This is a genomic window from Micromonospora chokoriensis (assembly GCF_900091505.1).
Taxonomy (GTDB): Bacteria; Actinomycetota; Actinomycetes; order Mycobacteriales; family Micromonosporaceae; genus Micromonospora; species Micromonospora chokoriensis.
Genome location: NZ_LT607409.1, coordinates 5333787 through 5348154, shown reverse-complemented (window position 1 = coordinate 5348154; position 14368 = coordinate 5333787). Strand labels below are relative to the sequence as shown.

Sequence of the window (14368 nt, the reverse complement as noted above, 5' to 3'; positions counted from 1 at the left end):
GATGGCCACCTCCAGCGACAAGCTCGTCGAGGCACTGCGCTCCTCCCTGAAGGAGAACGAGCGTCTGCGCCACCAGCACCGCCGGCTCACCGAGGCGCAGCGGGAACCCATCGCTGTCGTCGGGATGGCCTGTCGGTATCCCGGCGGCGTCGACTCGCCCGAGGCCCTGTGGCGACTCGTCACCGACGGCGCCGACGCCCTGTCGGGCTTTCCGGACGACCGTGGCTGGGACCCGGCCGCCTCGTACGCCCGCCCGGCGGGGTTCCTCGACGCGGCCGGTGAGTTCGACGCGGCGCTGTTCGGCATCTCGCCGCGCGAGGCCGTCGCCATGGACCCGCAGCAGCGGCTCCTCATGGAGACCGCCTGGGAGGCACTGGAGCGCGGCGGCGTCGACCCGCTGTCGCTGCGCGGGCGGCAGGTCGGCGTCTTCGTCGGCTCCAACACCCAGGACTACGCGTCGGTGCTGATGCGCACGCCGATCGCCGACGAGGGTCACCTGCTGACCGGAAACGCGGCAGCCGTGGTCTCCGGCCGCCTGTCGTACTTCTTCGGACTCGAAGGCCCGGCCATCACCGTCGACACCGCCTGCTCGTCCTCGCTGGTCGCGCTGCACCTGGCGGTCCAGTCGCTGCGTCAGGGCGAGTGCACGATGGCGCTGGCCGGCGGTGCGACGGTCATGTGCACCACCGGCGCGTTCGAGGAGTTCGAACGGCAGGGCGGGCTCGCGACGGACGGCCGCTGCAAGTCGTTCGCCTCGGCCGCCGACGGCACCGGCTGGGGTGAGGGCGTCGGGCTGCTGCTGGTGGAACGTCTCTCGGACGCCCGCCGCAACGGCCACCAGGTGCTCGCCGTCATCCGGGGGACCGCTGTCAATCAGGACGGCGCGTCCAACGGCCTCACCGCACCGAACGGGCCGTCCCAGCAGCGGGTCATCCGGGCCGCCCTGGACAACGCGGGGCTGACCGGTGCCGACGTGGACGTGGTCGAGGCGCACGGCACCGGCACCGTCCTCGGCGACCCGATCGAGGCGCAGGCGCTGCTCGCGACGTACGGCCGCGACCGGGGGGAGCGCGACCCGCTCTGGCTCGGCTCGATCAAGTCGAACCTCGGGCACACCCAGGCCGCCGCCGGTGTCGCCGGGATCATCAAGATGGTCATGGCGATGCGGCACCGCACCTTGCCGCAGACCCTGCACGTCGACGCGCCCACCCCGCACGTCGACTGGTCGGCCGGCGCGGTGGAGCTGCTCACCGAGGCCCGCCCCTGGCTGTCCGGCGACCACCCGGCGCGGGCGGGTGTCTCCGCCTTCGGCGTCTCCGGCACCAACGCCCACGTCATCGTCGAGCAGGCCCCGCCCGACGACGAGGAGCAGCCCCGCGAACCGTCCACGGTCCTCGCGCCGCTGCTGCTCTCCGGCCACGACGACGCCGCCCTGCACGCCCAGGCGGCCCGCCTCGCCGGTCACCTCACCGACAGCGACGCCGACCCCTCCGACGTCGCGTACTCGCTGGCCACCACCCGCGCCGGCCTGCGGCACCGCGCCGCGATCACCGCCACCGACCCGGCGGAACGGCTCGCCGCGCTGACGGCGCTCGCCGCGGGCCGCGGTGCGGCGGGCGTGGTGCGGGACACGGTCACCCGTGGCCCCCTCGCGTTCGTGTTCTCCGGTCAGGGTTCGCAGCGGCCCGGCATGGGCCTGGCCCTGGCGGAGGCCTTCCCGGTGTACGCGGAGGCGTTCGACGCGGTCTGCGCCGAGTTGGACCGGCATCTCGACCGGCCGATCCGCGAGGTCATCGCCGAGGGTGACGACCTGGATCAGACGGTGTACACGCAGTCGGCGTTGTTCGCCGTCGAGGTCGCGTTGTTCCGACTGGTGGAGTCGTTCGGGGTGACGCCGGACTTCCTGGTGGGGCATTCGATCGGGGAGATCGCCGCCGCGCACGTGGCCGGTGTGTTGTCCCTGCCGGATGCGGCGACGCTGGTCACCGCCCGGGGCCGGCTGATGCAGGCGTTGCCGGTCGGTGGGGTGATGGTCGCGGTGCGGGCCACCGAGGCGGAGGTGCTGCCGCTGTTGACCGACGGCGTGAGCATCGCCGCGATCAACGGCCCGCGTTCGATCGTCCTCTCCGGTGTCGCCGACGAGGTCACCGCCGTCGCAGCGCACTTCGAGAAGTCCAAGCAGCTGCGGGTCAGTCACGCGTTCCACTCGGTGTTGATGGAGCCGATGCTGGCCGAGTTCGCGTCGGTGGCGGCGACGCTTTCCTACGGCACGCCGCACATTCCGATCGTGTCCAACCTGACCGGGCAGGTCGCCGAGACGCAGGACGCCGCGTACTGGGTGCGGCACGTCCGCGAGGCGGTCCGCTTCGCCGACGCGATCACCACACTGGAGAGTCTGGGTGTCAGCACCTTCGTGGAGATCGGCCCCGACGGTGTCCTGTCCGCGATGGGGGCGGACTGCGTCAGCGACGCGGTGTTCGTACCCCTGCAACGCTCTGACCGCGACCAGCTGACCACGCTGCTGACCGCCCTCGCGCAGGCCTACGTGCGCGGCGTCGCCGTGGACTGGACACCGTGCCACCCCGACGCCCGCACGATCGACCTGCCCACCTACGCCTTCCAACGCCGCTACTACTGGCCCGACCTGCCGAAACCCGCGAGCGGCACACCCGACGAGTGGCGGTACCGGGAGACTTGGCAGCCCGTCGACGCCCCACCCGCCGGCACCCTCGCCGGGACGTGGCGCATCGTCGCCGACCCGGCAGACCCGACCGCCCGGCAGCTGCACGACCTGCTGACCCGACACGGGGCCACCCCGGAGATCGGCGACGTCGGGCAGCTCACCGACGAGGTGGCCGGCATCCTGTACGTGCCCTCGCGTACCGGCGACCTCGACGCCACGGCGGACCTGCTCGCCCTGATTTGGGCGACGACCACCGCCGGGGTCACCGCGCCGATCTGGACCGTCACCACCGCGGCCGTCACCACGGGCACCGACGACATCGCGCCCGACCCCACCCAGGCCGCGATCTGGGGTCTCGGCCGGGTGGCCGCCCTCGAACACCCGGACACCTGGGGCGGCCTCGTCGACCTGGCCGGCGACGTCACCGACCAGCTCGCCGCCGTCCTGGCCGGAAGCAGCGGAGAAGACCAGGTCGCGATCCGTGCCGACGGCCTGCACGCCCGTCGCGTCGACCGCGCCCCCGCCCCGGCCACCGAACCCTGGCAGCCGACCGGCACCGTCCTGGTCACCGGCGGCACCGGCGCGCTCGGCGCCCACGTCGCCCGCTGGGCCGCGCACAACGGCGCGGAACGGGTCGTCCTGGTCAGCCGCCGGGGCGCGAACGCCCCCGGCCTGGACGCCCTGACCGCCGAGCTGGCCGGGACCGGCTGCCGCATCACCGCCGCAGCCTGCGACGTCACCGACCGCGACGCCCTCGCCGCCCTGATCGCGACGCTCCGCGCCGACGGCACCCCGGTCCGCTCGGTCGTGCACACCGCCGGCGTCGCCCACCTGACCCCACTGGCCGGGCTGGACCCCACCGAGATCGGTGAACTCGGCGCCGCGAAGGTGCTCGGTGCCCGGCACCTCGACGAACTCCTCGGCGACGACCTGGACGCCTTCGTGCTCTTCTCGTCCATCGCGGGCGTGTGGGGCAGCGGGGACCAGGGCGGATACGCCGCTGCGAACGCGTACCTCGACGCCCTCGCCGCCCGCCGGGCCGCCCAGGGCCGCCCCGCCACCGCCGTCGCCTGGGGTCCGTGGGCCGGCGGCGGCATGGCCGACGCCGAGGTGTCCGCCCAGCTCGCCCGGCGCGGCGTCACCGCGATGAACCCCGCCCGCGCCATCGCCGCGCTGACCCACGCCGTGTCCGCCGGCGACACCACGGTGGTGGTCGCCGACGTGGACTGGTCACGCTTCGGACCCGCCTTCACGGTACGACGCCACAGCCCCCTGCTCAGCCCGCTGCTCACCGACGTCGCGGAGCAGCCACAGTCCACCGGTCCGGCCACCGACCTGCTGGCTGGGCGTACCGTCGAGGAGCGCCGCGCGTACCTGCTGCACCTGGTACGCGGCGAGGCAGCCGCCGTCCTCGGTCACGACTCCGCCGACGCCGTCCCGGCCGACCGCCCCTTCCGGGAACTCGGCTTCGACTCGCTGACCGCTGTGGAACTGCGCAGCCGCCTCGCCGCCGCGACCGGCCTGCGCCTGCCCACCACCGTCGCCTTCGACTACCCGTACGCCGCCGTCCTCGCCGCCGAACTGGACACCCTGCTGTCCGGCGCGGATCGCACGGCGCACACCGTGACACCGTCTGCCGGCACCCCCGACGAGCCGATCGCCATCATCGGGATGGCCTGCCGCTACCCGGGCGACGTCGGCTCACCCGAGGACCTGTGGCGTCTCGTCGAGTCCGGCGCCGACGCGATCGCCGGGTTCCCCGCCGACCGTGGTTGGGACCTGGACGCCCTCTACGACCCCGACCCGGACCAGGCCGGCGCCTCCTACACCCGTGCTGGTGGGTTCGTCGCCGACGTCGCCGGTTTCGACGCGGCGTTCTTCGGCATCTCACCGCGCGAGGCGCTGGCCATGGACCCGCAGCAGCGACTGCTGATGGAGACCGCGTGGGAGGCGGTCGAGCGGGCCGGTATCGACCCTGCCGGCCTGCGTGGCGAACCCGCGGGGGTCTTCGTCGGGGCGTCCTTCTCCGGCTACGGCACCGGTGACCAGGTCGCCGACGGGGTCGAGGGGTACCGACTCACCGGCACGGCGGCGAGTGTCACCTCCGGGCGGATCGCGTACACCCTCGGCTGGGAGGGCCCGGCGGTCACCGTGGACACCGCCTGCTCGTCGTCGCTGGTGGCGTTGCACCTGGCGGTCCGCTCACTGCGGTCCGGCGAGTGCTCCCTCGCGCTGGCCGGTGGCGTCACGGTGATGGCCAGCCCGGACGCGTTCGTGGAGTTCTCCCGTCAGCGGGGCCTGTCCGCCGACGGCCGCTGCAAGTCGTTCGCGGCGGGCGCGGACGGCACCGGCTGGTCCGAGGGCGCGGGCATCCTCCTGGTCGAGCGGCTCTCCGACGCCGTCCGCAACGGTCACCGGGTGCTCGCCGTGGTGCGCGGCACGGCGGTCAACTCCGACGGCGCGTCGAACGGTCTGACCGCCCCCAACGGCCCCGCCCAGCAGCGGGTCATCCGGGCGGCACTGGCCGACGCCGGCCTCGGCCCGACCGACGTGGACGCGGTCGAGGCACACGGCACCGGCACCCGGCTCGGTGACCCGATCGAGGCGCAGGCGCTGCTCAGCGCGTACGGGCAGGACCGTCCGACCGGTCGGCCGCTCTGGCTCGGCTCGGTCAAGTCGAACATCGGGCACACCGTCGCGGCGGCCGGGGTCGCCGGGATCATCAAGATGGTCATGGCGATGCGGCACCGGGTGCTGCCCCGCACGCTGCACGTGGACGAACCCACCCCGCACGTCGACTGGGCCTCCGGGGCGGTGTCGCTGCTCACCGAGCCGCAGCCGTGGCCCGACGTGGACCGTCCGGCCCGCGCCGCCGTGTCCTCCTTCGGCATCAGCGGCACCAACGCCCACGCCATCCTGGAAGCGCCTCCGACGTCGCAACCTCAGGCCGCGCCGCCGACGCCGGCTGTCCTTCCGGTGCCGTGGACGCTCGGCGCCGCCGAGCCGGGCGCGTTGAGCGCCCAGGCCGGGCGGCTGCTGCCGTACCTCGATGCGGACCCGGTAGACCTGGGCCACTCCCTCACCCGACGCGGCAGCTTCCCGCACCGGGCTGTGGCGTTCGGGCCGGACGCCCTGGAGGCGCTCGCCGGGGGCCGCACCGATGCCGGCCTGGTGACCGGCGAGACGTCCGACGGCACGCTCGCGTTCGTGTTCTCCGGTCAGGGTTCGCAGCGTCCGGGCATGGGCCTGGCCCTGGCCGAGGCCTTCCCGGTGTACGCGGACGCGTTCGACGCGGCATGCGCCGAGCTGGACCGGCATCTGGACCGGCCGGTCCGCGAGGTGATCGCCGAGGGTGACGATCTGGATCAGACCGTCTACACGCAGTCGGCGTTGTTCGCCGTCGAGGTCGCGTTGTTCCGACTGGTGGAGTCGTTCGGGGTGACGCCGGACTTCCTGGTGGGGCATTCGATCGGTGAGATCGCTGCCGCGCACGTCGCGGGTGTCCTGTCCCTGGCCGATGCGGCGGCGCTGGTCACCGCGCGGGGTCGGTTGATGCAGGCCCTCCCGACCGGCGGGGTCATGGTCGCGGTACGGGCCACCGAAGCGGAGGTGCTGCCGCTGCTGACCGACAGGGTGAGCATCGCCGCGATCAACGGCCCCCGCTCGGTGGTGCTCTCCGGTGCGGCCGACGAGGTGACGGTGGTGGCGGCGCACTTCGAGAAGTCGAAGCAGCTGCGGGTCAGTCACGCGTTCCACTCGGTGTTGATGGAGCCGATGCTGGCCGAGTTCGCCCAGGTGGCGGCGACGCTTTCCTACGGCGCGCCGCGTATTCCGATCGTGTCGAACGTGTCCGGGCAGGTCGCCGAGGCGCAGGACGCCGGCTACTGGGTGCGGCACGTGCGCGAGGCGGTGCGGTTCGCCGACGGGATCACCACCCTGGAGGGCCTGGGTGTCTCGACGTTCGTGGAGATCGGTCCCGACGGGGTGCTCTCCGCGATGGGGGCGGACTGCGTCGCCGACGCGGTGTTCGTACCCGTGCAACGCTCTGACCGGGACCAACCGGCCACGCTGCTCACCGCCCTGGCGCAGGTCTTCGTGCGTGGCGTCGCGGTCGACTGGACGCCGTGCCTGACCGGCGGCCGGGTGATCGACCTGCCCACCTACGCCTTCCAGCACCAGCGCTACTGGCCCGCCGCCACGGTGACCGGCAACGGCGACGCCGTCGACCACCCGCTGCTCGGCGGCATGCTCACCCTCGCCGGCGACAGCGACGAACGGATCTTCACCGGCCGATGGTCGCGGACCGCCCTGCCGTGGCTCACCGACCACCAGGTCGCCGGTGACGTGGTCGTCCCCGGCACCGCGCTGCTCGAACTCGCCCTCGCCGCCGGCGTCGAGGTCGGCTGTGACCGCGTCGACGACCTCGTCCTGGCCGCCCCGCTGATCCTCGGCGAACAACGGATCGAGGTCCAGGTCCGCACCGGCGCCGACGACGGTTCCGGCCGCCGCACCGTCACCGTCCACGCCAGCCCCGACGGCAGCCGGTGGACCACCCACGCCACCGGCACCCTCAGCACCGCCGGAACCCTCGACGAGGCCACGCCGACCACCTGGCCACCCGCCGGAGCCCACGCGATCGACACCACCGGTCTCTACGACGCCCTGCGCCGTCGGGGTCTCGACTACGGCCCCGCGTTCCGCGGGCTGCGCCAGGCCTGGCTCGACGCCGACGGCGCCGTCCACGCCGAGGTGGAGCTGCCTACCACAGTGGACGGCAGCCGGTACGGCGTCCACCCGGCGTTGCTGGACACCGCCCTGCACCCACTCGGCCTCGGCGTGCTGGGCGACGACGACGGTCAGGCCCGGGTGCCGTTCGCCTGGTCCGGCGTCACCCTGCGGGCCTCCGGCGCGGTGACCGCCCGGGTGCGGCTGGCCGACGCCGGTACCGACGCCGTCAGCGTCCACCTCACCGACACCCTCGGGCGGACCCTGTTGACCGCCGACTCCCTGGTGCTGCGCCGGTACGCCGAGCGCACCGCCAGCACCGACGGCCTGCACCGGCTTGACTGGATTCCGGTCGAGGCACCCGGCACCGCCGACCGCACGGGAATCGAGGTGCTGCGCGTGCCCGCCGCCGCCACCGGCGACCCGGTCACCGCCACCCATGCCACCACCACCGCCGTCCTGGCCGCGCTGCGCGACGCCGTCGAGCGGGACGTCCGACTCGCGGTCGTCACCCGCGGCGCGGTCGCCGGCGGCCCCGACGACGCGGTCACCGACCTGGCCGGAGCGGCCGTCTGGGGTCTGGTCCGCAGCGCCCAGACCGAGAACCCCGGCCGGTTCCTCCTCGTCGACACCGACGGCGACGACCACCTGGGCGCTGTCCTCGCCACCGGCGAGGAACAGATCGCCGTCCGCGACGGCATGCTGCGCGCACCCCGCCTGGCCCGGATCACCGAACCCGCCGACGGGCACGACTTCGGCACCGGCACGGTAGTGGTCACCGGCGCGTTCGGCACCCTCGGCCGGCTGCTCACCCGACACCTGGTCACCCGGTACGGCGTCACCGACCTGCTGCTGCTCAGCCGCCGTGGCCCGGACGCCCCGGAGGCCGCCGAGCTGACCGCGGAACTCGCCGCACTCGGCGCGACAAGCAGCGTCCTGGCCTGCGACCTGGCCGACCGCGACTCCCTCGCCGCCGCCGTCGCCGGTGTCGGCAGCCTGACCGGGGTCCTGCACATCGCCGGGGTGATCGACGACGGTGTGGTCACCGCGCTCACCCCGGAACGCCTCGCCGCGGTGCTCCGGCCGAAGGTCGACGCCGCCTGGCACCTGCACGACCTCACCGCCGGGCACCCGCTGACCGCGTTCGTGACGTTCTCCTCGGCCGCCGGCCTGCTCGGCAGCCCCGGACAGGCCAACTACGCGGCCGCGAACGCCTTCCTCGACGCCCTCGCCGACCTCCGCCACCGGGCCGGCCTGCCGGCCTCGTCGCTCGCCTGGGGGCCGTGGGCCGCCGGGATGGCCGCCGACCTGGACCCGGACGCGGTCCAGCGACTCAGCCGGGGCGGCCTCGCCCTGATCACACCCGAGGACGGTCTCGGTCTCTTCGACGCGGCCGGCCGCCACACCACCGTCGTGCCCCTGCGGCTCACCTCCGGCCGTCAGGCGCCGGCCACCGTCCACCCGTTGCTGCGCAACCTCATCCGGGCTACGCGACGGGGCGCCGCGCGGGCCGCCACCGGCGACGCCTCCCTGGTCCAGCGACTCGCGGCACTGCGTCCGGCCGACCAACGGGAAGCCCTCCTCGACCTGGTCCGCACCCACGTCGCGAGCGTGCTGGGCCACGGCTCGGGGCAGGCGGTCGCCCCCGGCAAGGCGTTCCAGGAGACCGGTTTCGACTCGCTCGCCGCCGTCGAGCTCCGCAACGGCCTGAACGCCGCGACCGGCCTGCGACTGCCGGCCACCCTCGTCTTCGACCACCCGACCCCGGCAGCCCTCGCCGCCCACCTGCACGAGACGCTGATCGGCGCCGAGGGCCCCGACACCTCGGAGGTCGCCGCGTCCGGCCACCCCGACGAGCCGATCGCCATCGTCGGGATGGCCTGCCGCTACCCCGGCGGGATCAGCTCACCCGAGGACCTGTGGCGACTCGTCGAGACCGGCAGCGACGCGATCGGCGACTTCCCCGCCGACCGGGGCTGGGACGTCGACCGCCTCTACCACGCCGACCCGGACCACCCCGGCACCTCGTACACCCGCTCCGGCGGGTTCCTCGCCGACGCCGCCGACTTCGACGCCCCGTTCTTCGGGCTCGGCCCGCGCGAGGCACTCGCCACCGACCCCCAGCAGCGACTGCTGCTGGAGACCTCGTGGGAGGCCTTCGAACGGGCCGGCATCGACCCGGCGACCGTACGCGGCAGCCGCACCGGCGTCTTCGCCGGCGTCATGTACCACGACTACGTGTCCCGCCTCGACCCCGACGGCGACGCCGTCGAAGGCCTGCTCGGCATCGGCAACGCGGGCAGCGTCATCTCCGGCCGGGTCGCGTACACCTTCGGGCTGGAGGGCCCGGCGCTCACCGTGGACACCGCCTGCTCGTCGTCACTGGTGGCGCTGCACCTGGCCGTCCAGGCGATCCGCAACGGCGAGTGCACCATGGCGCTCGCCGGTGGCGTCACCGTGATGGCCACCCCGGGCACCTTCATCGAGTTCTCCCGCCAACGCGGCCTCTCCGCCGACGGCCGCTGCAAGTCCTTCGGTGCCGGGGCGGACGGCACCGGCTGGTCCGAGGGCGTCGGCATGCTCGTCGTCGAACGCCTCTCCGACGCCCACCGCAACGGCCACCCGATCCTCGCCGTGATCCGGGGCAGCGCCGTCAACTCCGACGGCGCGTCCAACGGCCTGACCGCCCCCAACGGCCCCGCCCAGCAGCGGGTCATCCGCGCCGCGCTGGCCAGCGCCGGCCTGGGCACCGCCGACGTCGACACCGTCGAGGCACACGGCACCGGCACGGTGCTCGGCGACCCGATCGAAGCCCAGGCGCTGCTCGCCACCTACGGCCAGGACCGCCCGGACGACCAGCCACTCTGGCTCGGCTCGATCAAGTCGAACATGGGCCACACCCAGGCCGCCGCCGGGGTCGCCGGCATCATCAAGATGATCGAGGCGATGCGGCACGGCGTCCTGCCCCGCACCCTGCACGCCGACGACCCGTCCCCGCACATCGACTGGTCGGCCGGAGCGGTCTCGCTGCTCACCGAGGAACGGCAGTGGACGGTGCCGGGCCGCCCGCGTCGCGCCGCCGTGTCCTCGTTCGGCGTCTCCGGCACCAACGCCCACGTCATCCTGGAAGCCGCCCCCGAACCGACCCCCGCACCCCGGCACCCGGGCGGTGGGCCGAGCGTCTGGCCGCTCACCGCGACCACCACCGACGGTCTCCGCGACCAGGCCACCCGGCTGCTGACGCACCTGGAGACCCACCCCGCGCTGGACCCCGCCGACGTCGGTCACACCCTCACCACGCGCGGCGCGTTCCCGCACCGGGCTGTGGTGTTCGGCCCGGACGCCCTCGAAGCGCTCGCCGAGGGCCGGACCGACGCGGGTCTGGTGACCGGTGACGTGGTCGACGGCAAGCTGGCCTTCGTCTTCTCCGGCCAGGGCTCGCAACGGCCCGGCATGGGCCTGGACCTGGCCGAGGCGTTCCCGGTGTACGGGCAGGCGTTCGACGCGGCCTGCGCGGAGCTGGACCGGCACCTGGACCGGCCGATCCGCGAGGTGATCGCCGACGGCGACGACCTGGACCAGACCGTCTACACGCAGTCCGCGTTGTTCGCCGTCGAGGTGGCGCTGTTCCGCCTCGTCGAGTCCTTCGGTGTGACAGCGGACTACCTGGTCGGTCATTCGATCGGTGAGATCGCCGCCGCGCATGTCGCCGGAGTGTTGTCCCTGGCCGATGCGGCCACGTTGGTCACCGCCCGAGGCCGGCTCATGCAGGCGTTGCCGACCGGTGGAGTGATGGTCGCGGTGCGCGCCACCGAAGCCGAGGTGCTGCCCCTGCTCACCGACGGGGTGTCGGTTGCGGCGATCAACGGCCCGCGTTCGGTCGTCCTCTCCGGTGCCGCCGACGAGGTCACCGCGGTCGCCGGACACTTCACGAAGTCGAAGCAGCTCCGGGTCAGCCATGCTTTCCACTCGGTGTTGATGGAGCCGATGCTCGCCGAGTTCGCCGCGGTCGCCGAAACGTTGACCTACGAGACGCCGCGCATCCCGATCGTGTCCAACGTGACCGGGCAGATCGCCGAGACCCAGGACGCCGCGTACTGGGTGCGGCACGTGCGCGAGGCGGTCCGCTTCGCCGACGGGATCACCACCCTGGAGGGCCTGGGTGTCAGCACGTTCGTGGAGATCGGTCCCGACGGGGTGCTCTCCGCGATGGGTGCGGACTGCGTCGCGGACGCGGTGTTCGTACCCGTGCAACGCCCTGACCGGGACCAGCCGACCACGCTGCTGACCGCCCTCGCGCAGGCCTACGTGCGCGGCGTCGCCGTCGACTGGACGCCCTGCCACCCGGGCGGGCGGCTGGTCGACCTGCCCACCTACGCCTTCCAGCACCGCCGTTACTGGCCGACCGGCCCGGCTGCCGCACGCCGCAACCGCACCGGCCACCCCCTGTTCGACACCGCGGTCACCCTCGCCGAGGCGAGCGGGGAACGCGTCCTCACCGGCCACTGGTCGGCCGCGACAGTGCCGTGGCTCGCCGACCACCGGGTCGACGGCGCCCTCCTGGTCCCCGGCACCGCGCTCGTGGAGGCCGCGCTCGCGGCCGGCGCCGGTGACCGGCTGGACGACCTGGTCCTCGCCGCCCCGCTCGTCCTCGACGACGGAGGTGCCCAGATCCAGGTACGGGTCGGCCCGGCCTCCGACGACGGCCACCGCCCGGTCACCATCCACGCCAGCACCGACGGTACGACCTGGACCGCCCACGCCACCGGCACCCTCACACCCCCCGACCAGACGCCGGTCGTCCCGGTGGGCCGCTCGGCCGCCGCGGCACCACTGGACGTGGACGGACTCTACGACGAGCTGCTCCGGCGCGGCCTCGACTACGGGCCGGCGTTCCAGGGCGTCCGGACCGCCTGGCGCGACACCGACGGCACGGTGCACGCCGACGTCGTGCTCCCCGACGACGTGAGCGTCGACGGCTACGGCATCCACCCGGCCCTGCTCGACGCCGCCCTGCACGCTCTCGGCCTCGACGACCGGACCGGCGACGGCGCGCCCAGGGTGCCCTTCGCGTGGTCCGGTGTCACCGTCCACCAGCCCGGCGTCACCGCCGCCCAGGTCCGCCTCAGCGTCGGCGACGCCGTCCAGGTCACACTGGCCGACGCCGTCGGCGACCCGGTCGTCTCGGTGGCCGCCCTGCGGCTGCGGGCGTACACGCCGCCGTCGGTGCTGCACCGCCTCGCCTGGACGCCGATCGACCTACCCGCCACCGGCGACCCCGAGACCGTCGTCCTGCGGATCCCGGCGGACGGCACCGACCCCGTGACCGCCACGCGCACCGCGACCACCCGCACGCTCGCCGCCCTCCGGTCGGCTGTCGACTCCGACACCCGCCTCACGGTGGTCACCGCCGGAGCCGCCCACGGCGACATCACCCACCTCTCCGGAGCCGCCGTCTGGGGTCTCGTCCGCGCCGCCCAGTCCGAGCACCCCGGCCGGTTCACGCTCGTCGACGCCGAGCCCGGCACCGGCGAGGCGGAGATCCGGGCCGCAGCGGCAGCCGAGCAGTCCCAGATCGCCATCGGCGTGGACGGCGTCTTCACCCCCGTCCTCACGCCGTACGCGACGAACAGCGACGACACCACCGGACTGGGCGCCGGCACCGTGCTGGTCACCGGCGGCCTCGGCGGACTCGGCCCTGTCGTCGCCCGCCACCTGGCCACCCGCCACGGCGTCACCGATTTGGTGCTGCTCAGCCGGCAGGGCCCGGACGCCCCGGGCACCGACACCCTCGTCCGTGACCTGGCCGCCGCCGGAGCCACCGCGACAGTGGTCGCCTGCGACGCCGCGGACCGCACCGCGCTGGCCGAGGTGCTCGACGGCCTCCCCGACCTGACCGCAGTCGTCCACCTCGCCGGGATGCTCGACGACGGAGTGGTCACCGCGCTGACCGAGGAACGCGTCGCCACCGTCCTGCGCCCCAAGGCCGAGGCCGCCTGGCACCTGCACGAGCTGACCCGGGACCGGCAGTTGACCGCGTTCGTGTTGTTCTCCTCGGCGGCCGGCGTCGTCGGCGGACCGGGGCAGGGCAACTACGCGGCCGCCAACACGTTCCTCGACGCGCTCGCCGCGTACCGCAGAAGGGCCGGCCTGCCCGGCACCTCGCTGGCCTGGGGGCCGTGGGCCGCCGGCATGGCCGCCACCCTCACCGACGCCGACCTGGCCCGGATGGCCCGCACCGGCGTCCTGCCGATGACCGAGGCGCAGGCCCTGACCGCGTTCGACCTGAGCCTCGGCGCCGCCGAGCCGGCCCTGGTGCCGCTGCGCCTCGACCCGAGCGCCACCCCGGCCAGCGTGCCGGCGGTGCTCCGCGGCCTGCTGCGGGAGGCGCCGAAGCGCCGCACCACCCGACGCGGACCCGACCGTACGCTCGCCGAGCAGATCGCCTCGACCGATCCGGCCGCCCGGAGCGAGGCGGTGCTGACCGTCGTCCTCACCCAGGTGGCCGCCACGATCGGCGACGGGGGAGCGCACACGGTCGACCCGGACCTGGAGTTCACCGGCCTCGGGTTCACCTCGCTCGCGGCTGTCGAACTGCGCAACGGTCTCAACGCCGCCACCGGGCTCAGCCTGCCGGCGACGCTCACCTTCGACTACCCGACGCCGCGCGCTCTCGCCGACCATCTGCTGAGCACGCTCGCCCCGGCCCGCACCCCGCGACTGCTCAACGACCTGGCCCGGCTGGAGCAGGCGTTCACCGCCCTGCGGCCGGACGAGGTCGCCGAACTGGCCGTGCGGGACGGCGTCGCGGCCCGGCTGAAGGCACTCACCGGCCAGTGGGCCGAGGTGACCGGGGCGTCCGCGCCGGTCACCGAAACGCTCGACGAAGCCAGCGACGACGAGCTGTTCGCGTTCATCGACCGCCGGCTCGGCGCGTCCTGACCGGCTCGCACCCTCTCT

General features: G+C 74.2%; 1 protein-coding gene. It reads left to right on the top strand.

Annotated elements, in window-relative coordinates; genetic code table 11:
* Window position 1 precedes the first annotated feature (1 nt).
* The gene (locus GA0070612_RS32665; RefSeq protein ID WP_231924320.1) at window positions 2-14350 is read left to right on the top strand and encodes a type I polyketide synthase; all 14349 of its coding nucleotides are present in this window, start codon (window positions 2-4) and stop codon (window positions 14348-14350) included.
* Window positions 14351-14368 lie beyond the last annotated feature (18 nt).

Coding starts and splice junctions, on each gene's coding strand:
- GA0070612_RS32665 (WP_231924320.1), top strand. CDS start 2: ATGGCCACCTCCAGCGACAAGCTCGTCGAGGCACTGCGCTCCTCCCTG.